The following is a 23,832-nucleotide window of genomic DNA, read 5'->3' as shown; positions in this document are numbered from 1 at the left end:
TTAAAAACTTGAGAAATTTTTACTATTTTTTACAGGAATCCCAGAAACAGGGTTTTTACTATTTTTCCTGAGATTCTGGGTCAAACCCACGACAAAAGCCCGGTTTCTTATCTCAAAATGTTCTAATCCCAAAATCGGGATAAACGTCCCATCTTTATACACCCCTAAATCATCCACCCGATACAACATCATGGCAGCCAAAAGGATCGGAATCGCCCCTTGTTTCACCCCGAATGGTGGGGCAGCAAGCCGCTGATAGAGTAAATCTAAAGACAGTTGTTTGTCGATCGCTTCCCCACAAAAATCCGCGATCGCCTGCCAAACATTCCCCACCCCAGACTCTTCTTGCGGTGGATAAAATCCCCATTCCCCAGCTTCTTGGCGATGAATTCCGGTATCGGCTAACAAAGAATAATAAATCGCCACTTCCGGGCCATATCCTTCTAATCCTAACTTTTCCTCTGATTGATGTTCTAACATCGCCGAAATCAGTTTTAATCTGGCAGCCGCCCCTTGGGTCGTCAATTCTCGACGATTAATTAACTCATTCCATAGAATTAAACTGCGGGGATAAATGCGATCGCACAATTCCGAAAGCTTGGCATTCAAATCAGTCACTCGACTTAAAAGTTGCGGCTGACCATCAATCCAACATTGACTATGATTTGCCACCACATCAAACCCTTGACTCAAGCTGTCATCTAACAATTCTTCTGCTTGAACTAAACGATATCTCACCTCCCGTCGCGCCACCCCATCACTTTGCAATTCTGGGGCAGACTCTTGAATTTTTTTCAGGGCAACAAACTCCCGAACACATAACCGTAAATTCTCCAATTTTGCAGCACAAATCATTATAAATGGTTTACCATCTGCGGTTTGGGCGGGTACTTTTTTGGCAGCGGATATAGAAGACACAGCGGATAATTTATCCCTTTTTCCTAAAATATCCGTTGCCCCATTCATCATCCCATCCGTTGCCACATCCGTTGCGCCATCCGTTGCCAATTCTTCATCAACCCAATATCCGATCAACCCATCACAACCATCGATCGCACAATTGAGTTGGGATAAATCTGTGGTGGCATCAATATATCGCCGTTCAAAATAACGTAACGTTCCTGTCTCATAACTATGACGTTGGGCAACCAAAGGTTTTAATGGTCGAAATTCCGACAAAAGACTAACTAAAGTCCCTCTTTCCGACTGCATAATATCGGCGATCGCCCGATCCACATTAAAATCAGAACCTTGCCAAATTCGCAACTCATCGACTTGGCGACGATGGGTAATAATGCCCTTATTTAATAACCCATCAATTATCTTTTCCCAATAACCGAATTGTTGGCGATCGTTGGGGTCATTGCACATTGCCATTGTCACCAGAAAACGATTAGCCTTTAATGCCCCCGTAGTCGTCACAATATTTAATGTGCCAATGGTTTTGAGTACCCGCAAACTATCAGCATCAAGACTCTTACTCACATCATTAATCAGACCTTGAACCTCAATCCATCGTTGCAGCTTCGGTCGAGAAGTAATCCCCATCCCCACCGACTCAATAAAATAATCATAAATCCGGTCTAACTTCAGACTGGGTAATATCGCCACATCCCAGGAAATTTCCCGTAAATATTTCTGAAACGAATAAGGTTCATCACTGGTCAAAAAGGTAAACAAAGAACGGTCATTTTGAGCATATTGAGTGCATAATTCCGGCAAAACTAACGCCGCAACTGGATGTAAAGGATAAACCGCTGCAATGCCCTGGTCAGTCACATCACTGACCAGATTACTTGGTAATACTTTAAACCATTTTTGGGCTTGATTAGAGATAGCTTCAATCACCTTTGGGGTTGGGGGATGTTCAATAGCTTGCCCCATTAAACGTAACATTTGACTCGCCGAATCTTTAAACGGGATATCCTCAAATCGTCCCTGAATCTTTGCCCATTCATTCCGCTGCACCGAGGCTAATCTTTCCCCATAATCCGCAAATGCTTGATGCAGTAAACCAATAATATAAATTTGCGAATCACCTGACCGGGGTAGTTCCGCTAATTGCTGCAACAAATATAAATCGTCATTCCCTTGATTTTGGGCAACAAATTCTAAATTTTTCCCCAATTCATCAATAATCAACAACACCCCGGTTTGGGCTGCTTTCGCCACTTCCTGAACCAAAGCTGGAATTTTTTTACTATCTATTATTTCTCCAGCTTTGACGCGATCGCATAACTCAGCTAAATCCTGGGCGATCGCTGGTTTCTTGCCTTTTTTGCTACCCCAAAAAACCTGACAACCCCGATACAATGCTCTAACAATTGTATGACTCAACGGTTCTCGCTGTGCCGTCACAACTGCCCGAACAAAACCTGAATCAGGAATCGTATTTTTCAGCAGATGATCGGCAACCGGGTTTCTCTGCCCTAATGCGGCAGCAATTTCTAAAGCCCGCTGGCGTATCGGCTGATTTTCTGGCGCACAAACCGCCGATAAATAATGAGCAAATGCTGACTTGCCCGTGCCATAAACACTGGTCAAAGTCCAAGCGCGATTAGATTTGGCATCCTGAAATCCCGTTAAAATTCGTCTGAGTGACTCCAGGGATCTTTCGGTGAAAATATACCCATTTAGGGCATCAATATTTTCTAAATCTCGCTCTAAATTAATCGATCGCGAATACCGCCGGTTGATTTGAAAATAATCAGATAAATAATTAGTCATTTTTGTCATAATTTCTGGACACAAGCATGGTGGGCAATGCCCACCCTACATCTTTATCCCGCTAACGGGCGATAATACTTTTCTAGGATATCATCTGCAAGCAACAATGGATCATCGTTAAAAGAAAATTGAATTAAACCCGCTGTCTCAGACAGGTTAATTTTATTTACCCGACGGGCTACGGTTTCAATCGCATCACAAACAGCATTTTCGGTTAATTTAAACACCATCCCCGGACTACCAATATCATATAAAAGACGAGAAATAGCCATCGTTTTCGCCCCTTGTCCGACCGAACTAGCATAAGCTAAACAAGTTGCCACAATAATTTCCGCTGGTAAATTACGTTTATGGCCAATTCTAAACTTATATTGCCGAGAGTTTCCGGCAGAATGAATTAAACCTAACTCCGTAAATGGACAGTCCAAAGAATCCTCACTTGCACCGATTTTTTCTTCTTGTTCCACATACATCCGTAAAATACAGGTGACATCTTTATTAATGGAAGAATCGGCGATACTATTTTTTAAAGTATCGCGGTAATCGCCTATTCCTAGAAACAAATCGTTTTGGGAAAATTCCACAGCCCGAAAGTGGTTAAAGGTAAAATACCAAGCCGCCGCCTCACAAGTTGGCTTAAGCAAATTCCAATGTAATAGCCACAAAGATGCTGGATCTTCCAAAAATGGATCCCAACCGCGATCGCCCAATAATTTATGACCAAACTCGGTAGGAGAATCATTTTCTAGCACTTTAAAGGCTTTACACCAATAGCGAATAGAATTCACCATATTTTTACCCACCCCTAAGCGCACCGTGGCATCATCAGCAAGAAATACTCCGGGGTCTTTGTTCGCCGCATCAAAGCCTTTTTTAATCCAGCCAAAGCGGGGGTGAAATGTCTCATGGCGGGCAAAAACAGGATTAACAGGATTGGCGATATCTGGCAGATTTATATCAAATTGGAGTTGGAGCATGATTACTTCTTTTTTATGGTTTACTTTCTTCTAATTAGTCTAGCACTAAAGTTAATAATTAATTTTTTTTGCAGTTACTTATCTAATTTTATAGCGGTTATTATCTGGATTACAGAGGTTTTCTGAATTCCCGCCTGAAGCGGGAATGACAAGTATTTTTGTACTTCATAACCCTGAAAAGTGCTATATCTGGCAGATACCGGGTTTCTTAAAGCAACCCGGTATCTATTATCAACCAACCACTAACCAACCACAACTAACTAATTTGCCATCCCTTGCCCCGCTAACCAGCTAGTTGTCCAAGCGCTTTGGAAATTGAAACCCCCGGTAATTCCATCAATATCTAAGATTTCTCCCGCAAAAAATAGACCGGGACAACGGCGACTTTCCATTGTTTTAAACTCGACTTCTTTTAAAGAAATGCCCCCACAGGTGACAAATTCTTCTTTAAATTCACCTTTGCCGACGATTTGATAGCGACTTTGAGTTAGTTCGGTGATTAATTGATTAATTCCTTTATTAGATAACTCTGACCAACGCTTTTCATGGTCAATTTCCGTCACATTAAGCAGCCTTTCCCAGAGACGACGGGGAACGGGAAAAGGGCAACTGGTAGCGATCGCTTTTCGGGGAAGTTGCGATCGCACCGCTTGCATTTGTTCTTGCAAAACTTCTAGCTTATATTCCGGCAACCAATTAATCATCAGGGGTGTATCATATCGGCGATCGTGGAGAAATCTCGCCCCCCAAGCGGAAAGCTTCAACACTGCCGGACCACTAAGTCCCCAATGAGTAATCAACACTGGGCCAGTTTGTTCTAATTTCGCCTCTGGCAAGCGGACTCGCGCTGTTTTCACCGCCACTCCCGCCAAATCTTCCAATCTCGCATCCCGAATTTTAAAAGTAAATAAAGAAGGAACTGGCGGTTCAATAGTATGGCCCAAAGATTTAGCGATCTGATAGCCCCGTGGACTGCTACCTGTCGCCAGCAAAAGTTTATCACATTCCAACATTTCCCCAGATTTTAACTCGATTTCAAACCCTGGGTTTTTGTCCCTAGGATACACCGCCATCACCGGGGTTTCTGTCCGCAGTTCCACCCCCGCATTCTTTGCCGCAGTTAACAAACAATTCACCACCGTGGCAGAATTATCGGTAATCGGAAACATCCGCCCATCAGCTTCGGTTTTCAGTTCCACCCCCTGCTGGTTCAGCCAAGCCACCATATCTTTAGGCTGAAACCGGGTAAATGCCCCCCGTAACGCTTTGCCCCCTCTGGGGTAGTTTTGGGCTAAAACTGCCGGTTCAAAGCAAGCATGGGTGACATTGCAACGACCCCCACCAGAAATCCGCACTTTAGTCAGGGGTTGCCGTCCTGCTTCTAATAAAATTACATTCGCTTTTGGGTTGGCTTGTGTACAGGCGTTCGCGCCAAAAAAGCCAGCCGCCCCCCCGCCAATTACCACAACTTGTAAACGATTTAAACTCATTCGATCGGTTTGATTTTGGGTATTTTTCTTACGATCGCTCATTGTATTGACTTTGGCGATCGCATTCTTAAATTATCAAATATTTTTTAATACTATTTACAAAAATTAATGCAAAAGCCCCTAACATTCGTAGGGTGGGCATGCATATTTTACCCACCCTACCATATATGATGGTGACTTTTTGCCCACCCTACAATATAAATACTTAACCCCGACAATTGATGCATCGGTTATAATAATGGTTATAATAATGGTTATAATAACTTTTATGCCGCTGATTTTTGCCTGAGCCATCCGGTTGAGGTATGTTGGTCTAACTAAAAAAGTGAGGCACAATCCATCATGCTAAATACTAAACTTTTCAGCCTGTTTATTACCTGGTTTATTTCCACAGTTTTAATCGTCGCTGCTACCCCATCGAAAGCCGCCGCCCAAGCAGCCCCAGAGATAGAAAATATTTCGGCGATCGCGGATAATTCGGCAGAGATAGCAGAGATATTATTAGCTCAAACCCTACAGGAAAAATTAGATGCTTTTTTTAGTTCGGGAAAATATACTTATTGTGATGCCAAAATTTTAGGCAACTATTGGGGTCAATCAGTGGTTGACGCCAAAGTTTTGATGGGTCAAAAAATTTTAGCGGGCGAGCGATCCCTTGCCTACTTAGAACAGTATATGGTTGATGCTCAAGTTCAAGCTTTATCGGATCCAGAACCGAGTGCTTGCTTTTTTTATGAAAAGGGATATACCTACGATGATGCGGTTGCCTTGGCTGAATTTTGGTTTAAAGAAAGTCCGTGGGAAGCGAAGATTCAGGCAGAAAAAAATTTCATCTTAGGCAAAGATGAAGTTGTAGAAAATGCCTTAAGATTGGCCAGACGTTAATAGGATTAAGTGGGAAACATCCTAGGGGCATTGCCCACCATTCGTATGGGTCATCCCATTCCGTAGGGGCGAATGGCCATTCGCCCCTACAATGAATGGCCATTCGCCCCTACACCCTATAAATCACACAAAGCATCTGCGATCTAGTCAATCCTAAAATTGATTTTTGGGATATTTTTTTGATAAAAAATATGAAAAAATTAACCTGGAAAATTGGATTTGAAATCGAACTATTAGCCCCAAAGGGATTAAGTAGGCAAAGTTTAGCCCTGGCGATCGCCCATCAATATGGCGGAATTGTCCGGCGCTTTTTTCACCCCCAGTCGGAACCCAGTAAAGTTCCGGGAAATCCTGTATTTCATAACCTGACTCTGGGGTTTGAAGTAGTCAACCAACAAGGGCAATTAATTGCCCGTTGTGTCGATGATATCACCCTGCAAGAGGACTTAGAAAAAAGCTGCCCACCTTCACCCGGTTGGTATCGCATTGTTAGCGATGATTTGCGATTATTGCACTTAATCAAACAACAAGCAAATCCTGATGCTGAATTATCAGAAGTTTTGCTACCTATCGCTCAATTATTTGGCACAGAACTGACAGCAGGAACCGGGGGAATGTGCCGCGTCACCGATGAAATTGGTTCCCCCATTGCCATTGCTGCCCCTCTTCCCGGAGAAAGAGAACGCCCTTGTGAATTGATTACTCCGCCCATTGAAACCGACCATTTTAATAAGCTGGAAACCTTATTAAAAATTGCCCACGATTTAGGCTTTACCATTCCCGCAGAAGCGGCAACTCATTTTCATTTTGATGCTACACCTTTATGTTCAACGCCAGTATTTAGTAATCTAGTTGATATATTGTGGCAACAGGGCGATCGCTTACGGACAGAAGTTGGCACCAATCCTAAATGCCGTCGTTTAGGCAAATGGCCAGATGAATTGATGAAATTAGTCAACACTCCCGGATTTAGAGAACTGTCTTGGGCAGAAGCTAAAATTCATCTGAAAAAATTAAATCTTTCTAAGTATTGCGATTTTAATCTCAAAAATTTTATTTATGAAATTCCCGATAAAAATACCTTTGAAGCGAGAATATTTCCGGGGTGGATCGACCCAGAACCGATCGCCAATGCCGCAGGGTTAATGGAAAATATTTTATTTCAGGCGCTCGCGTACAGCGGCGCGGATGCGCCATCGCTGGTTCCGGGACTTCAGCAGCGGAGGCTTCAGTCGCGGGGGGCGAAAGCCAGCATTGCGGATTTGCTCCAAATAAATAATAACGAATAATTAATAACCAAGAAATAAGAATATGAGATAAGATAGCAACCAGAAAAAATCATAAATCCTATAATTCAGAAAAAGTCTCTTAAAATAGAGAACTGCGCTGCCGGAGTAAACGAGAATGACCAGTTTCAATCCTATTGCTTACCCTTCCATGTTTCAACTGGCGCGGGGCGGAAATTTTCGCGCGATCGCCTGTCTCATCAATAGCTACTTAGCCCCTTATGGCATCTATGTCCGAGCCCAACCCGTTCATGCCGGTTGCCTGCCGTTAAAAGTCGAGTTTGAATCCTTGCCCGACCAACCGGAACTGATCGGCGTAATGCGCGATCGCATCATTCAGTTCATCTGTCATCACCTGTGGCGACTCAACTCAGAAGTCATTGAAGGCGTGCGGATTGTCGGTTTATGGTCAGGCAACGGACAGCCCAACGTGCTCTGGCATCAATCCGTGCGAATTGTCACCCCAGCCAACCGACGGCGACAAAAGCACCTGATCGCCTTGCAAGCCCAAGCCAGAAAATTACTTAATTTTAAAATTAATCGTTTATTTTTATTTACCGGGTTTTCTGTCGTCTCGTTTCTGATCGGCTTTTCCCTAGTCGCCTCTCAGCTTCAGCACAAGTCAGCCAGCAACCTAGATCGCCAAAACCCCAAATCACCGGTCTCCGTTGACCGTGCCGACGAAAGCAAAAACCAACGTAAAGATAACCAAGTAAAAGCGGCATTAGAAGAAGTCAAAGTCGTTCCACATACCGATGTCAAAAACCCATCTGACCCCACGGTGACAATGATGTTTGCCGGTGATGTCACCCTGGGTTACGCCTTCGAGGACTTAATCGGTCAAGACTATCAGTGGGCCTTTGATGCCATGCCGGAATATCGGGACGTAGATGTGGCAATGGTCAACTTAGAAGGAACCCTGACCACCGCCGAAACGGAATACGAAAAAACCTTTAACTTTAAAGCCCACCCAGAACAAGTGGAGGTTTTAACTCATGGCGGGGTTGATATTGTCAATTTAGCCAATAATCACGCAATGGACTATCTCGACACGGGCTTACAAGAAACTTTGGCCACCTTGGAACAAGCGGGAATTCATTCTGTGGGCGCGGGAATGAACCTCACCGAAGCCCGACGGCCAGAAATTCTGGAAGTCAAAGGTCAACGAATTGCTTATTTTGGCTACTATACCGGGGAAGATCACCAGGCGACGGACCATGCAGCGGGCACCAACCCAGCCTTAGAAGCCCGAATTGCTGAAGATATCCAAGCCATTCGCGATCAAGTGGATTGGATTATTGTGAATTTTCACTGGGGGGTAGAATTGTCCAACTATCCCGAAACTTGGCAGAGTAAATTGGCTCATTTCGCCATCGATCGCGGGGCTGATGTGGTGGTGGGTCATCATCCTCATGTGTTGCAAGGTTCAGAAATTTATCGCGGTCGTCCAATTGCCTATTCTTTAGGGAATTTTATTTTTGGTGGCAATGCTCGCAGCGATTACGATACCGCTGTGTTAAAGGTATCTGTCCGGGAAAAACAAATGAAGGTGGAATTTTTGCCGGTGGAAGTGCGGAAATATCAACCAAAAATCGTTCAAGGAGAACGGGGCGATCGCATTCTGGCAGAACTAGCCATGTTCTCCAATATCTTTGAGCAAGCGATGAGTTCCCCCATGATTTTGGATGCGAAATCATCCCAAGTTATTGCCGATCCAGAAAATTCCGTCTTTGCCTCCAACCTCACCAGCAGCGCAGAAAACATCCCCAATGCAGCGGGGAACAATCCAATCAACAATTCAACCATAGCCAAAACCCCTGATGGCGAAACCATTACATTTCCCCTCAACACCACTGATGAGACGGGCACTTTTGCACAAAGCTCCTTTACATCCGCACAAGACGGACTGGAAATTGCCATTCCCTCGGAACCGGAACCAGGAAAAACCCCAGCCACCTCCGATCCTGCTTTGACCAGCCCTGAACCGGAATCATCGAATTACCTGGCATTGGCTACGGGGACAGCGGTTGCCATTGCCGTGGCTGCTGGTGCAGCGATCGCGACTAACAAAAAAAAGGGGGGACGCAAACCGATTCAACTGCCCCTATTGCCGAATCTTCGTGGATAATCGATCCTTGCCGTTGACGGTTCTGGATTAATTGTGTAATGCTCACGGTTGGCTAGTAAAAATAGCCAGCCGCAATTTTTTCATCATCCAATACCAATACAGACTTATCAAATGTTTGCGATCGCTGCTGAACAAAAACAATATAAAACCTACAGTCTCATTGATCGTGACGCCAACGCCCTCGTAGAAGTTGTCCCCGAAAGGGGCGGCATCATCACCCGTTGGTGCATCAACGACACAGAAATCCTCTATCTTGATGCGGAAAGATTTACCAACCCAGAACTATCGGTCCGTGGGGGCATCCCCATCCTCTTCCCCATTTGCGGCAATTTGCCCGATAACACCTATATATATAAAGGCAAAAAATACAATCTCAAACAGCATGGGTTTGCCCGGGATCTGCCCTGGCAAATCACCGAACGCATGAGCAAAAATTTTGCGGGCATGACCATCACCCTAGTCAGCAACCCAGAAACCCTCAGACTATACCCCTTTGACTTTCAACTGGCATTTACCTACATCCTCGAAGGCAACACCTTAACCATTCGCCAGAGTTACAGCAATTTCAGCAACCACCCGATGCCCTTTTCCTGCGGATTCCATCCCTACTTTGCCGTAGCGGACAAATCCCAGCTAAAAATTGACCTTCCCTCCAGTGAGTATATCGATCACATCACTCACACCAATCACCCCTTCAATGGCACCTTTGACTTTAACCAGCCCGAAATAGATGTCGCCTTTCCTCAGTTAAGCGATCGGTCAGCCACCGTCACCGACCCCAGTCGGAATTTGCAAATTACCTTAGAATATGACACCCCCTACTCTGCCTTAGTCTTTTGGACCATTCAAGGAAAAGACTACTATTGTTTGGAACCCTGGACTGGGCTGCGTAATGCATTAAATACAGGCGATCGGCTGATTCACCTAGAACCGGGCGGCACCTTTGAAACCGTCACCAAGCTAGTCGCCAAAATTTTTTAGCAAAACACTTGCTTTTTCTCGCAGCCTGTGTTAAGTTAATTAAGGTGTGTTAAATAACACATCAACGGGTCGCTAACTCAACGGTAGAGTACTCGGCTTTTAACCGATTAGTTCCGGGTTCGAATCCCGGGCGACCCATTTTTAAAAGTGAATAGTGAATAGTGAATATTGAATAGTGAATAGTGAATAGTGATACTTTTTTTGTAAGGGCGAATGGCCATTCGCCCTTACGACTTTTCACTTGTACGGGCGAATGGCCATTCGCCCCTACGACTTTTCACTTTCCCCAACCACCCACAGCCAAAGAATCCCTACCCAACAAACAACAAATAACCAATAACAAATAACAAATAAGAAATATAGTAGCTATAGAATAAATCTAGCAAAAAAATCTTAGATATAATTCGACATAATGTAAAAAATATCTTAAGATTGACCGTATATATTTAAACTTGTCCGAAAACCACTCGCTCACAACCAAGTAATCAGGAGGCTTATATATGGCGCTTGTACCTATGCGACTGCTGCTGGATCACGCGGCTGAAAACAACTATGGTATCCCTGCCTACAATGTCAACAATTTGGAACAAATCTTGGCAATTATGAAGGCTGCGGATGCAACCAACAGCCCAGTAATTCTGCAAGCATCTCGTGGTGCTCGTTCCTACGCTGGTGAATACTTCCTACGTCATTTGATTCAGGGAGCAGTGGAAAGCTACCCCCACATTCCCATTGCCATGCACCAAGATCATGGTAATGCTCCTTCTACCTGCTACTCTGCCATTCGCCACGGTTTTACCAGTGTGATGATGGATGGTTCCTTGGAAGCTGATGCCAAAACTCCAGCCAGCTTTGAGTACAACGTCAGCGTCACCGCTGAAGTGGTAAAAGTTGCTCACTCTGTGGGTGTTAGCGTTGAAGGCGAACTGGGTTGCCTGGGTTCTCTGGAAACCGGCAAAGGTGATAAAGAAGATGGTCACGGGTTTGAAGGCACCCTCAGCCACGATCAACTGCTGACTGACCCCGATGAAGCGGTTCAGTTTGTGGAAGCCACCCAAGTGGATGCTCTGGCTGTCGCGATCGGCACCAGCCACGGTGCATACAAATTCACCCGCAAACCCACTGGGGAAATTCTGGCCATCAGCCGGATCGAAGAAATCCACCGTCGTCTGCCCAATACTCACTTGGTGATGCACGGTTCTTCTTCTGTGCCTCAAGACCTGCTGGAACTGATCAACCAGTATGGTGGCAACATCCCCGAAACCTACGGTGTACCTATCGAAGAAATTCAAAAAGGTATCCAAAGCGGTGTGCGGAAAGTGAACATTGACACCGACAACCGTTTAGCCATTACTGCGGCTATTCGTGAAGCGGCTGCCAAAGATCCTTCCAACTTTGACCCCCGTCACTTCATGAAACCAGCCATGAAGTATATGCAAAAAGTTTGCGCCGATCGCTATGAAGCCTTTGGTTGCTCTGGCAACGGCACCAAGATCAAGCAAATGACTCTGGATGAGTTCGCCGCTAAATATGCCAAAGGTGAACTGACTGCCGTTTCCAAGAAAGTCGTAACCGTCTAATTTGGGACAAAAAAACCCGGTTTCTTCAAGAAACCGGGTTTTTTGTTTGCTTCCCAAGACTAAGAAACCGGGTTTCTTATTTGCTTAAATTAGAGATAATTTTACCACAGAACTCTGCCGGACACAGAGAGATATTTTTATTCGTGTCCGGCAGAGTTCTGTGGTGAAAATAAACCACAAAGGCACAAAGGACACAAAGAGAAGAAACCCGGTTTATAAACACCTACACCATTAAGGTGAAATCAGCGCTGGTAATCAAACTAACATCAACACCCGTTAATGTGACTAACAATTCATTGCCACGGGCTATTAAAGTATTCCCATTACTGCCAGTAATACTTAACTGGTCAAAGGTTAAACCACCGGCTAAACCAATTAGGTCAATACCGTTAGTAAAGTCCAGAATTGTATCAGAACCAAAGCTAGATTGCAGTACAAAATAATCTTTGTCTGCATTACCAATTAGGGTATCATCGCCTTCATCTCCATAGAGGAAATCTTCACCATCTCCTCCCCAGAGGAAATCATTCCCTTCGCCGCCATAAACCACATCATTATCGGCATTTCCGGTCAGGCTATCATTGCCCTTATCCCCATATAAAATATCAGCGCCCGCATCGCCGTGAATTAGGTCATCACCCTGACCACCACGGGCGGTATCATTATCATTGCCACCGGAAATTGAGTCATCTCCCGCATGGCCATGCAGGAAATCATTGCCATCTTTTCCGAATAGCAAATCACCGGCATCACTAGCAACTGAACCAGGGCTAGATGAGCCCCCAAATATGCGATCGCTCCCTAAATCACCAATCAAGGTATCGCTACCTAAATCGCCATAGATTAAGTCATCATTTTGACCACCCATTGCTAAATCATTGCCTTGACCACCATAGATAATGTCTTTACCTTGATTACCCAGCAATAAATCTGCCCCTTGGTTGCCATAAAGTTCATCATCTCCACTATTTCCAAATAGGGCATCTCGTCCGGGCAAACCACGGATAACATCATTGCCACCCTGACCACTAATTACATCATCATTAGGTGTGGCATCAATATTCTCTGCACTATCCGTTCCTACGGCAGTAAAGGAAATATTGATTAAGTCTACCGTGGGTTCAGGTGGAATAGCCGGAAGTTCGGGTAAAGTAGTATTATTTTGGCTATTATTACTGCTAATTTCTGAGGGCAAAATACTGCTCAGACCCATGAAAGGAGGAATTTGATTAGTAGGAATTGGGAATAAATCCCCAATATCCTGATTTGTCACCGACACATCGCTAGGATTTAACCCATTATATTTGCCATCAGTGCTGGTGGCAGCGGCAGTAATTATATTGTAGCTGATATCTTCATCATCAAGATAATCATTTACCCCGGTGATAGTGACGGTTTGAGGTTGATTCCAGTTTACGGCGGTAAATGTCAATGCCGATATCGCAACCGTCCCCTCGGCAGTATTATCACTGGTAATACCAATGGTGACATCAGAGGTTGCTTGACTATCAAGTACCACAGTAAAGGTAGCAGTTCCCCCAGCTTCGGTGGTGGTTAACCCACTGGTGGGAGTAACCGTAATGCCTGCCTTGTCATTATCAGTATTGGTCACGGCGACAGTGGCGGCGGTGATACCGTTGTAGTTGGTATCGGTACTATTGGCAGTGGTGCTGATGGTGTAGCCGATATCCCCATCATCAATATTGTCATCCACCCCGGTGACTGTCACCGTTTGGGCGGTATCCCAGTTAGCAGAAGTAAAAGTCAGGGTTGACTTGTCTACAGTTCCTTCAGCGGTGTTGCTAGAGGCAACGGTAATGGTGACATCAGCAGTGGGTTTACTGTCGAGTACCAGGGTAAATGTAGCAGTTCCCCCAGTTTCGGTGGTGGTTAACCCACTGGTGGGAGTAACCGTAATGCCTGCCTTGTCATTATCAGTATTGGTGACGCTGACATTAGTACCCGTTAAGCCGGAATATTTGGTATCGCTACTATTGGCAGTGGTACTTATGGTGTAGCCGATATCCCCATCATCAATATTGTCATCCACCCCGGTGACTGTCACCGTTTGGGCGGTATTCCAGTTAGCAGAAGTAAAAGTCAGGGTTGACTTGTCTACGGTTCCTTCAGCGGTGTTGCTAGAGGCAACGGTAATAGTGACATCAGCAGTGGGTTTACTGTCGAGTACCAGGGTAAATGTAGCAGTTCCCCCAGCTTCGGTGGTGGTTAACCCACTGGTGGGAGTCACCGTAATCCCTGCCTTGTCATCATCAGTAATGGTAGTAGTGACGGGAGAACCGACAATGGTGGATGTTCCCGTGGCGGTGGCGTTAAGCAGAGATAAAATTAAGGTTTCGTCGGTTTCGTCTATTCGGTCTCCGACTATTTCCACAGTAACGGTGGCTTGGGTGGCATTGGCAGCAAAACTAATGGTACTGCCTGTAGTAGTCACTCCCGTGCCAGTAATAGAAACCAGGTTATAGTCTATGGTGTTGGCTGCGGTGCCGCCAAAGCTAAAATCTATGGTGCTGGCTTCGTTGATTGCCCCGGCTCGCTCAATGGTAAAGTCGATTTGCTGAGTGCCGCTGTTGCCTTCTGTAATTGTAGGACTACTGTCGGTGAGAGTGTAGCGGATATCGTTATCGGTGATATGGGCATTGACACCACCCACGGTCATGGTGGTGGGATAGTTGGCATCGGCAGTGGTGGTAATAGCGTGGGTGATGCTACTGGTATGGTTGGATTCTATTACTGTATCATCCACAGCACGAACTGTCACCGTTTGCGGCGTGATGCCGTTGACGGAGGTAAACGTTAAGGTTTGAGTGGCGGCAAAATTCGTGCCATCGAGACTCACTTGGGCTTGAGCATCTGCTGTCACCGTCACCGCCACGTTGCCGGTGGGGAGGGTGTTCAGTTTTACAGTATAAGTATCTGTGGTGCTGCCCTCTGTGACTTCGGTGCTGCCTGCGGATTGAGCTATGGTGACTCCGGGGATGTCGTTGTCAGTGTTGGTGACGGTGACATCGGCGGGGTTGAGGTTGTTGTAGTTGGTGTCAGTAGTGGTGGTGTCGGGAGTGGTGATAATTTGGTAAGCGATGTCATCGTCTGCTACCCCATCATCTACACCCGTGATGGTGACAGTTTGGTAAGTATTCCAGTTGGTTGGTGTAAAGGTGAGGGTAGCCGGGGCAACGGTCGCTTCGGCGGTGTTGCTGCTGCTTAAGCCAATGGTGACATTGGCGGTTGGTTCGCTGGTTAAGCGGATGTCAAAGGTGGCTTGGGTGCCATCTTCGCTGGTGTTGCCGCTGATGGGCAGGATATCAAATCCGGCGGTGTCGTTGTCAGTAATGGTGAAACTGCCGGTGGTAGTTGCTCCTAGCTGAATACCTGCCGATGGGTTACTAATTGTTAAATTAGCCGTTTCGTCGATTTCATCAAGTTTGTCATCAGCAATGGTGAAGGTGACTTGTCCGCTGCTGGTGCCATTAGCAATGGTAATTTGAGTGGGAATGGTGCCAGCGAAGTCGGCGGCGGTGGCAGAGCCGGTTAAGGCCAGGTCAACGGTTTGGTTGCCAAATACTGGGCCTGCGGCGGTGGCTGTCACCGTGATGGCGGTGGTGCCTGCTTCGGTGCCGGTGGTGGGACTGATGGAGAGGTTGACTGTTGGTGGGGGAATGGTGATGGTGAAGGTGGCCGCAGTGGAAGTATCTGCGCCACCGTTGGCAGTGCCGCCATTATCTTGGAGTTGAACAGAGATGGTGGCAGTGCCGGGGGTGCCTTTGGGGGTATAAGTGAGGGTGCCATCATTGGCGATGTCTGGCAGGCTGGTAAATAAGGTGCTGCCAGAGGTGACGTTAACGATAAAGTCTTGGACTGCTTGGCTGCTTTCGTTGGCGGGGCCGAAGACGAAGGTGTTGGCCCAGTTGGCAACGGTTTGGGGGGTGTTTGTCCAAGCGGCGAGGGTTTGGTTGCCTGCGTTGCTGAAACTGGGTGCGTCGTTGACAGCAGTAACGGTGATGTCTGCGGTGTCGGTAGCGGTGCTGAAGGCACTGATGTTGCCATTGGTGCTGGTGTCAGCGGTACTGCCGTTGAGATAAGAGAAACTATCCCAAGCGCGGAAGGTAATGGCGTTGGGGATGGTGCCGCTGTAGTTGGGGTTGGGTTGGAAGTAAATGCGGGTATTGGCATCTGCTGCCAGCAAGCGAGCGCTGGTATCGGATACTGCTCCTAATGGGTTCCAGGTGGTGCCGCCATCGATGGTGTAGAACCAACTGCCATTGGTGGTGTCGGCGGCGGTGATGGCGACCCCCGCGACTGCGCCTGTGTCGGGGTCGGTGATGTTGTTTTGCCCCGTACCAATGGCCGCAACAGAAGAAATAAGCGTACCGACAGCGCCAGAAGGAGCCGCCGCGTCTTCTAGGATGCTGCTGAGGGTGACGACGGTATCAGTAAGGACAGGGGCAGTGTTAGGGCTGATGTTGCCGTAAACATCATTATTGTCCTGATTACTGCCAACACCGCCGCTGGAAGTTGTGGCACCAGGGGTGTTTGCTTGCTCGGCAGCGGTGTTGTTGCTGAAGGTGGCTCCCAGGGTGCGGACAGTGGGCAGGGTGGTGGGCATCCCCTGGTTGTTGCCATTGGGATTGGTGAGGGACTGCATGGCAAATATTGCCCCGCCTTTGCCTTGACCGTTGTTGAAACCCGTGCCGCAGGTAGCAGAGTTATTGTTAAAGGTGGCGTTATATAGATTCAAGATGCCACTACGGATGAAGATTGCTCCTCCTAAGCCAGCACCACCACCACCAGAGGTGACAGCGATACCACTGTCGCCAGCACCGAAACCGCCAAGACCGGCATTATTAGTAGAACTACCACCACCACCGCCATAGCCGCCCGCACCACCAACGCTACTTGTAAAACCGCCCGCGCCGCCGCCGCCGCCAAAACCGCCAAAACCGCCCGCGCCACCGCCGCCATAGCTGCCGCTACCGCCGCCGCCACCGCCGCCAAAACCGCCAAAACCGCCCGCGCCGCCAGGGACAAAACCGCCCGCGCCGCCAGTAGCGCCAAAGATGCCACCGTCGCCACCGTCGCCACCAGAACCAAATAAAATGCCAGCCCCGCCGTCACCACTCAGGCCACCTCCACCTCCGCCACTAAACAAGGATTGACCAGTACCACCGTTACCGCCGATCGCCTGATTGTTACTAAACGTGGTATTACTGAGATTGACGGTGCCGTCGTAGATGAACAATCCGCCACCCATTCCGGCACCACCGCCAGCGGCAGTGTCACCATTTCCACCATTACCGCCCTGAGCACGACCTCCGTCAATAGTCATATCGGAGAACGTGACAGTTCCCGACTTAATTACAAAGGGACGAATGTCACCGGCGTTATTTGTACCGTTATTATCCACATCCCCGCTGACGGTGAAACCGCCACCAATAAAGGCGATATTGCTGTCAATCAGAACTTGGGGAACTCCCGTAAATCGGACATCGGTATTCAGGGTAATGGTGTCATCCCCTGCGGTCTGGTTGGCCTGCAAAATTGCCCAACTCAGAGTGTTTGCGGTGCCCCCCGTGCCATCATCGGTGGCTACGGTGACATCAAAGTTGGCCAGACTATATTCGTATTCTTCAGCGGTCTGGGCATTAACGGCAATTTCTGATTCAATATTGCCGGTGGCGATTTCTAAGTCCCAGTCGCCTCCGTTACCTGTGAGGTCATCGGATGCCGCGATATCCGCTTTGGTGAGATGCGCTAATTGTTGGATGAATGCTTGACCTGTGACTCCTAGGGCGACGTTGCATCCATATATATTGATGTCAGCATCCTCGCTTAAAGCAGCCTGCCATTGTTGTAGCTGGTCTTGGTATGCTGCCAGGTTTTCGGTGTTGAGGGTGCTGTTGCCTAGTTTCAGGCTGCCGGGACTGCCGTGGGAGATGATGTGGATAGATTGTAGGGGCAAAGCATTCGCGCCGACATCTTGTGGATTCTCCAGCCAATCTATACGCGAATGCTTCGCCCCAAGGATTTCCGTAATTTGCTCGATACCATCCCGGTTGGGGTTGAGGATATGGACAAAGGTGGCCGGTTTGACTCCGGCAGCGAGACTTTGATAGTCGGATACGGTGGGGTCAATGATGACCAATTCGCGCCGCTGCCCACCTTAGTGGGCAGCGGCGCCCGGGCCATATTTTTCCTGGGATGAGTTGGGGTTGGTGATGTGATTGATTGTAGACATGACTGATGTATTTTTAACTAATTTGAACGCGCCTTGTGAGGCATAAGAGCCATAAATTTATTTAGCCAAGACACACCTATATATAAGGAGTTTGTTATATGTCAATTTATTTGACAAAGCTCCTCTGGAATAAGCTATTTAAATTTATAGCAGGTTTTTCTGATTACATCAAGAATCTTTGATATTTTTTTTTTCATCCAGTATCGCGGTTCGTTCAAAAGTATCTCAGCGGCTTATATTGACTTGTCAGGAGGAGCAAAAGTCTTTATTTACAAAGCGTTATAGCTATTTATAGCTTAATATTTATTAAGTTTTATTTTTCGCTTTTAGGTGATTTTACGATGAATTTTGTTCACTTCGAGGGACGGTGAAGCACCAGTATTTAGGAGAGGAAACAATAGGTTACAATAGGGAACAATATGGATCATTAGAGGTGACAATAGAGGGAACTATAGGGAGCATTAGAGAGAACAATAGGGAACAATATGGATCATTAGAGGTGACAATAGAGGGAACAATAGGGATGATTAGAGGTGACAATAGGGAATAGAAAAGATAAAAAAGAACTGTCCGGTTTTTATGGCTTATTTTAATTAGATTGGCAACGGGCTGGCGGGGGTATTGGTGACTATTTTATGTATGATATGTTGTCAATACGTTATATACTCTAAATAAGAAACCGGGTTTCTTGGTTAGCTGCGGGGAATAAGAAACCCGGTTTCTGGGTGGTCTGCGGGGACTAAGAAACCGGGTTTCTTGTTGGGATTCCACAGATAACTGTGATATGCCGAAAAGAAACCCGGTTTCTGGGTTAGCTGCGGGGATTAAGAAACCCGGTTTCTGGGTTATCTGCGAGGACGAAGAAACCGGGTTTCTTGTTGGGATTTAACAGTAGGGGCGAATGGCCATTCGCCCCTACATTTTCACCAAAGAAACCCGGTTTCTGGGTGGTCTGCTTAGACTAAGAAACCGGGTTTCTGTCGTGAAACCTAAAGATAACTGTGATATGCCGATAAGAAACCCGGTTTCTGGGTTAGCTGCGGGGATTAAGAAACCCGGTTTCTGGGTTATCTGCGAGGAATAAGAAACCGGGTTTCTTGTTGGGATTTAACAGTAGGGGCGAATGGCCATTCGCCCCTACATTTTCACCAAAGAAACCCGGTTTCTGGGTGGTCTGCTTAGACTAAGAAACCGGGTTTCTGTCGTGAAACCTAAAGATAACTGTGATATGCCGATAAGAAACCCGGTTTCTGGGTTAGCTGCGGGGATTAAGAAACCGGGTTTCTGGGTTAGCTGCGGGGATTAAGAAACCGGGTTTCTTGTTGGGATTTAACAGTAGGGGCGAATGGCCATTCGCCCCTACATTTTCACCAAAGAAACCCGGTTTCTGGGTGGTCTGCTTAGACTAAGAAACCGGGTTTCTTTTATGCCACCCACCGATAACCGTAATTTTCACCACAGAAACCCGGTTTCTGAACCTCCACCAACAACTCACTCATCAGCCGGTAAAAAATTAGGGTTAAGCACTTCTTCTTTACTAAAGGGAGACTCTGGAGGAAATATCTGGATGGATAAACCCGTTTCATCGGCGGCTAGTTCTCTCGCATCTTGATAGGATTCGTTAAAAATATCTTCAAAAAAACGATATAAACTCGGACTGGTTTTGAAAGTATCTCGGAGGCGTTGACGATGTTCTCGAATCGTGTAAAGCCAACTATTTGTGCGCTTTTGATTCTGATATTTATACTTGAGTAAGTGCATTAAAAGTATTTTTAAATTACTTTTTAAAGCATTTTTATCGCTTCTCCCCATACTCTCCAATTCCTCAAGCAAGTTTTCTAAATCGATTTCGGCAAAATTTCCCTCTTTTAATAAGTTGATATTTGTCTGTAGCCACAGATAAAAATCTTGTTCATAAAGGGATGTTGTTGCCGTTGTGATTGATTGGATAGCTGTCATTTATTTTGACTCCCTTTCTTTTCTTCCATGATAGATTTCCCGAAAAGAAACCCGCTTTCTTATTTCTGGGCAGGAGGAAGCCCCTCACCGGGGCTCCCCGAAGTGAGTTTGGAAACGAGTTAGGGATTTTACCTGGCCCGGAGAGCGTAGGGGCTTTTTGCTCTTACTTTCTTCGCCACTCCGGGCCGGGTACTCCCAGGTATCGTTTGGGCTTGTTGGATGTTTTTCCAGCCCCAATAAACCTGAATTATTTTGCTACTTATATCTTATCCATTTATTAACAGATTGTCAAGTTTTTTTAGAATAGATTTTACCACAAAGACACAAAGGACACAAAGAGGTATTTTTCGTGATCTTTGTGTCTTTTTGGTTTTTATTTAACCCGTGGATAATTATTCGGTTTGGCAACAATTAAGTTAGCCCTGGTGGGGCTGGGTTGTTCCCAAAAAGATAAGCTGTTGTAGCGTTCAAACAAATCGGGCGGTAATATGGTTTGTCTCGGTTGAAATGCTACTTTTTGCCGTACTTTATGCAGCCCTTTGGTATTCAGATTCAGGTCAAATTCTGGCTCGTCATATTCGATGTTTTCAAAGTCGTGTTTGAACGGTGTTTCCCCAAGAAATTGATAAATTAAGGAGATGGTTTGCTGGGGTCCTTTGGCCAAGAGGTCGTAATCAACTATGAGTAGTTTATGGCTATTTTCGCTGTAAAATGCTTCTTTGACAGCACTGTAGGCAAATCCGACTAATCTGCCGCCCTGACTTAGGGCTTCTGTTCTACTATATACGGTAGCTCTTTCTCCCAGATTATTAAATAGGCGAGAAACGTCAAAGGCGTTGCGGCGAATTAGTCTTTCGATGCTGTCCATCACCCAGGCGATATTTCTGACACAGCAGATAATTTTAGCTTCGGGAAATAGTTCGTTAATTAAGCTTAATTTCGCACACCATAAGCGATTTGTGTCAAAAATTACGGCTTTGTCCGCTTGCGGCTGATAATAAGTGTTAAATATGCTGTGGATCAGTTGCCGTTTCTGTTCTTCGGATATGAATACGGAATATTCGTTTTGATCGCTCATTGCTGCCAGCATTTGCTCGACTAATCCCCCTACGGGGCTGGTCATTCCCGCATGAAATCGAGGATTTTGCCGGAGAATGGCACCGAGTAAGGTGGAACCCGATCGCGGTAAACCAGATATAAAATGAATTTTGTTTTGCATTCTTCAGGTGAAGTAAAAGTAAAAGTAAAAGTAAAAGTAGGATGGGCATTGCTACCCGCATTCCTGCCCCTATTAATGTACACAATGAGAGAGGCGGAGGGGCGGAAGGGCGGAGGGGCGGAGGGGCGGAGGACTAAGAAACCGGGTTTCTTGTTTGCTTAAAACAGATAACTGTAATTTTCACCAAAGAAACCCGGTTTCTGGGTTATCTGCGAGGACTAATGAGAAAGAACCCAGGGATGCGATCGCCTGGGTTCTAGTTTTAATCATCTGAGTAGTAAAGTGGGCAAAATATTGCCCACCATACGAATAACTACAAATAACTGAAGATTATGGAGTGGCAACGACATAAGGAGAAGGAATAACTTCCGCTTGTCCGGCATTAACCAGTGCTTGATAAACAAAGGCAGCGACTTCAGCGCGAGTGGCTTGTTGGTTGGGATTGAATTGACTCAGGTTGGGATAGTTGACTACCAATTGACTGGCCGTTGCAGAGGCGATCGCATTTTTCGCATAATCAGGAATTTGCGCGGCATCAGAATACCGAGAAAGCAGACTCTGACTGGCTTCAGGCAATCCTAAACCACTGGTCAACGCTACCAAAGCTTGCACCTTGGGAATTTCTTGATTGGGGCGGAAAATATCCCCAGGATAACCAGCTAAGAACCCACCGCGATAGGCGGTTTGAATCGCATCAGCCCCCCAGAAAGTGCTGACCACATCGGCAAACACCTTATTAATCCGAACGGGTTTGGGAGCAAAAGCTTTATTCACGATCGCCGCAAACTGAGCACGAGTCACGGGTTCATTGGGGCGATAAGTACCATCGGGGAAACCAGAAATCACCCCCCGTTTGGCCAAAGCGGTAATATAAGATTGCGCCCAGTGACCTTGCACATCAGAAAAGGCAACTTGAACATCGGCGGGAACAAAGTTGACATTCCCTTGAATCCCATTGGGGTTGATATCATTACCGATCGCCAACAGCAAATTCGAGGTGCTATTCAACACATCAGAACTGCCATTACTGCGAATGCGATTATTTCCCTGGTCATTCACGGTGCCTAAATTCGGATTCGCGGTGCCAATGACCACCACCCCACCAGCCAAATTATTTTCAATCACATTATTGCGGAGAATTGGCGTAGCGGAATTAGACACCACAATACCCGCCTTATTTTTAAACACACCATTGTTACTCACCAAGGGGGCGGAAGTATCACTAATCGCCATCCCATATCCAGTTTCTTGGAAAGTATTATCGCGAATCACACCCTTAGCCGCACGAGCCACAGAAATTCCGTTGGCATCATTTTTAATAAAAAGGTTACTAGAAATCGTGGGTTGTGCATTGCCGGTGACAAAAATACCTTCTCGCAAACTATTAGCAAAAGTATTGTTGGCAATGGTAGGTTTGCCTTGTTCAATCCACAGTCCCGTCCCACGAGATAGGGTATTCGTAATCGTCACCCCTTCCACGATCGCCTCATCTAAAGCCACAACAGTCACGTTTTGACGGGCAAAGGAAGCACTCACATGAGAACCGCCCCCAACAATCATCACCCCTTGACCCTTACTGGAAGTCTTACCCCGCAATGTCACCTTAGAGGGAATATTCAGGGGGAAATTTTCCCCAGTTTCTGCACTGTAAGTGCCGTCAGCCAGTTGAATAATCGTCCCCGCCTTTGCTTGTTGTAGCGCATAAGAAATAGTGCGATAAGCGGTGGCTTCACTCAACCCTGCCCCAGGGCGATCGCTGCCTTGCGCCGAGTTCACATAGATTACAGTTTGCTCAGTTGTGGCTTGGGCTGTGGCTTGGGCGATCGGGCCGAGATTGGTTTGCGCTTTCGCTGCCATTGGTCTAAACGTCGCACCGCTGCCACAGAGCAGTAAAGCAGCCAAACTCGCAGCCAGAGTCATATTACCAAATTGACGACCTTGAGAGAAAGCGTTGCCAGAGAAAGAAGAAACTTGATTAGATTGGTGAGAGAATTTCATGGTGGTTTTCCTTTGCGTTCAACAATTTAAATCTAATTGTTGTTTGTAGAGAGTTGTTTGGGATTTGTGTCGCTTTTCCAACTGGATCGGTTCCGGTCACTGTTCCTAAATTGTTGAAGCCGTGGATTGGCAGACGCTTGACCAACTGGCTGACAATCTAGGAAAAAAACCACCATTGGATCGGATTAGCCCGGTAGTTGGCGATCGCGCCAATACTGGGAATCAATGGGGCTGATTCATTGTCAACAAAAATGAACCAAAAAAACTTCGTTCATCTCAGGGGGAGCGATCGTTAGAACCTTTTAGAATTTAAAATAGTCTAAATCCAAATTGAGCCCTAATTTTTTTG

At 46.3% G+C, this 23,832-nt stretch carries 14 protein-coding genes and 1 tRNA gene; 8 read left to right on the top strand and 7 right to left on the bottom strand.

The genetic code is table 11. From position 1 onward, the window contains the following. From ABWT76_RS03340 to ABWT76_RS03330, 3 genes are all read right to left on the bottom strand, one after another. A complete protein-coding gene (locus ABWT76_RS03340) occupies nucleotides 1-2,736 on the bottom strand; it encodes a hypothetical protein (RefSeq protein ID WP_354635631.1) in 2,736 nt (911 codons plus the stop codon). 44 nt (nucleotides 2,737-2,780) lie between these two features. Continuing rightward, complete coding sequence (locus tag ABWT76_RS03335) at nucleotides 2,781-3,704, bottom strand: DUF4007 family protein (protein WP_354635630.1); 924 nt, start codon at nucleotides 3,702-3,704, stop codon at nucleotides 2,781-2,783. Nucleotides 3,705-3,964: 260 nt separating this feature from the next. Then, nucleotides 3,965-5,194 (bottom strand): NAD(P)/FAD-dependent oxidoreductase, encoded by a 1,230-nt coding sequence (locus ABWT76_RS03330; RefSeq protein ID WP_190883132.1) that lies wholly within the window; start codon nucleotides 5,192-5,194, stop codon nucleotides 3,965-3,967. Between the two features lie 342 nt (nucleotides 5,195-5,536). On the opposite strand from ABWT76_RS03330, the gene ABWT76_RS03325 reads away from it, so the two are divergent. From ABWT76_RS03325 to fba, 6 genes are all read left to right on the top strand, one after another. Continuing rightward, nucleotides 5,537-6,079, top strand: coding sequence for a hypothetical protein (locus tag ABWT76_RS03325; RefSeq protein WP_354635629.1), 543 nt, complete (start codon nucleotides 5,537-5,539; stop codon nucleotides 6,077-6,079). A gap of 191 nt (nucleotides 6,080-6,270) precedes the next feature. Continuing rightward, nucleotides 6,271-7,368 (top strand): amidoligase family protein, encoded by a 1,098-nt coding sequence (locus ABWT76_RS03320; RefSeq protein WP_054469587.1) that lies wholly within the window; start codon nucleotides 6,271-6,273, stop codon nucleotides 7,366-7,368. A gap of 115 nt (nucleotides 7,369-7,483) precedes the next feature. Then, nucleotides 7,484-9,493: a CapA family protein gene (locus ABWT76_RS03315; protein WP_054469588.1), complete on the top strand. Its 2,010-nt coding sequence runs from the start codon at nucleotides 7,484-7,486 to the stop codon at nucleotides 9,491-9,493. Nucleotides 9,494-9,604: 111 nt separating this feature from the next. Then, nucleotides 9,605-10,474 carry an aldose epimerase gene (locus ABWT76_RS03310; RefSeq protein ID WP_354635628.1) on the top strand — a complete coding sequence of 290 codons (870 nt, stop codon included), beginning with the start codon at nucleotides 9,605-9,607 and terminating at the stop codon, nucleotides 10,472-10,474. A 66-nt stretch (nucleotides 10,475-10,540) separates the two neighbouring features. Further along, nucleotides 10,541-10,612 (top strand) — tRNA-Lys (locus tag ABWT76_RS03305). 362 nt (nucleotides 10,613-10,974) lie between these two features. Beyond that, on the top strand, nucleotides 10,975-12,054 hold the full coding sequence (gene fba / locus ABWT76_RS03300; RefSeq protein ID WP_054469590.1) for a class II fructose-bisphosphate aldolase: 1,080 nt from the start codon (nucleotides 10,975-10,977) through the stop codon (nucleotides 12,052-12,054). Between the two features lie 223 nt (nucleotides 12,055-12,277). Here fba and ABWT76_RS03295 read toward each other — a convergent pair whose 3' ends face one another. Beyond that, nucleotides 12,278-18,214: a DUF4347 domain-containing protein gene (locus tag ABWT76_RS03295; RefSeq protein ID WP_354635627.1), complete on the bottom strand. Its 5,937-nt coding sequence runs from the start codon at nucleotides 18,212-18,214 to the stop codon at nucleotides 12,278-12,280. 994 nt (nucleotides 18,215-19,208) lie between these two features. Between ABWT76_RS03295 and ABWT76_RS03290 the strand changes: the two genes are divergently transcribed. Together ABWT76_RS03290 and ABWT76_RS03285 are read left to right on the top strand one after the other, a co-directional pair. Continuing rightward, the gene (locus tag ABWT76_RS03290) at nucleotides 19,209-19,391 is read left to right on the top strand and encodes a hypothetical protein (protein WP_354635626.1); all 183 of its coding nucleotides are present in this window, start codon (nucleotides 19,209-19,211) and stop codon (nucleotides 19,389-19,391) included. Nucleotides 19,392-19,430: 39 nt separating this feature from the next. After that, on the top strand, nucleotides 19,431-19,613 hold the full coding sequence (locus tag ABWT76_RS03285; RefSeq protein ID WP_354635625.1) for a hypothetical protein: 183 nt from the start codon (nucleotides 19,431-19,433) through the stop codon (nucleotides 19,611-19,613). A 185-nt stretch (nucleotides 19,614-19,798) separates the two neighbouring features. On the opposite strand, the gene ABWT76_RS03280 is transcribed toward ABWT76_RS03285, so the two are convergent. From ABWT76_RS03280 to ABWT76_RS03270, 3 genes are all read right to left on the bottom strand, one after another. Next, complete coding sequence (locus ABWT76_RS03280) at nucleotides 19,799-20,266, bottom strand: DUF29 domain-containing protein (protein ID WP_054468842.1); 468 nt, start codon at nucleotides 20,264-20,266, stop codon at nucleotides 19,799-19,801. 373 nt (nucleotides 20,267-20,639) lie between these two features. Continuing rightward, the gene (locus ABWT76_RS03275; protein ID WP_354635624.1) at nucleotides 20,640-21,485 is read right to left on the bottom strand and encodes a sulfotransferase; all 846 of its coding nucleotides are present in this window, start codon (nucleotides 21,483-21,485) and stop codon (nucleotides 20,640-20,642) included. A gap of 330 nt (nucleotides 21,486-21,815) precedes the next feature. Further along, complete coding sequence (locus ABWT76_RS03270; protein WP_354635623.1) at nucleotides 21,816-23,483, bottom strand: DUF1565 domain-containing protein; 1,668 nt, start codon at nucleotides 23,481-23,483, stop codon at nucleotides 21,816-21,818. Nucleotides 23,484-23,832: the final 349 nt, after the last annotated feature.

It is taken from the genome of Planktothricoides raciborskii GIHE-MW2, assembly GCF_040564635.1.
GTDB classification, from domain to species: Bacteria; Cyanobacteriota; Cyanobacteriia; order Cyanobacteriales; family Laspinemataceae; genus Planktothricoides; species Planktothricoides raciborskii.
The sequence above is the reverse complement of the archived record's forward strand: the minus strand, read 5'-3'. Positions and strand labels throughout refer to the sequence as shown.

Coding starts and splice junctions, on each gene's coding strand:
- fba (WP_054469590.1), top strand. CDS start 10,975: ATGGCGCTTGTACCTATGCGACTGCTGCTGGATCACGCGGCTGAAAAC.
- ABWT76_RS03315 (WP_054469588.1), top strand. CDS start 7,484: ATGACCAGTTTCAATCCTATTGCTTACCCTTCCATGTTTCAACTGGCG.
- ABWT76_RS03270 (WP_354635623.1), bottom strand. CDS start 23,483: ATGAAATTCTCTCACCAATCTAATCAAGTTTCTTCTTTCTCTGGCAAC.
- ABWT76_RS03325 (WP_354635629.1), top strand. CDS start 5,537: ATGCTAAATACTAAACTTTTCAGCCTGTTTATTACCTGGTTTATTTCC.
- ABWT76_RS03280 (WP_054468842.1), bottom strand. CDS start 20,266: ATGACAGCTATCCAATCAATCACAACGGCAACAACATCCCTTTATGAA.
- ABWT76_RS03275 (WP_354635624.1), bottom strand. CDS start 21,485: ATGCAAAACAAAATTCATTTTATATCTGGTTTACCGCGATCGGGTTCC.
- ABWT76_RS03290 (WP_354635626.1), top strand. CDS start 19,209: ATGGCCATTCGCCCCTACATTTTCACCAAAGAAACCCGGTTTCTGGGT.
- ABWT76_RS03285 (WP_354635625.1), top strand. CDS start 19,431: ATGGCCATTCGCCCCTACATTTTCACCAAAGAAACCCGGTTTCTGGGT.
- ABWT76_RS03340 (WP_354635631.1), bottom strand. CDS start 2,736: ATGACAAAAATGACTAATTATTTATCTGATTATTTTCAAATCAACCGG.
- ABWT76_RS03330 (WP_190883132.1), bottom strand. CDS start 5,194: ATGAGTTTAAATCGTTTACAAGTTGTGGTAATTGGCGGGGGGGCGGCT.
- ABWT76_RS03335 (WP_354635630.1), bottom strand. CDS start 3,704: ATGCTCCAACTCCAATTTGATATAAATCTGCCAGATATCGCCAATCCT.
- ABWT76_RS03310 (WP_354635628.1), top strand. CDS start 9,605: ATGTTTGCGATCGCTGCTGAACAAAAACAATATAAAACCTACAGTCTC.
- ABWT76_RS03320 (WP_054469587.1), top strand. CDS start 6,271: ATGAAAAAATTAACCTGGAAAATTGGATTTGAAATCGAACTATTAGCC.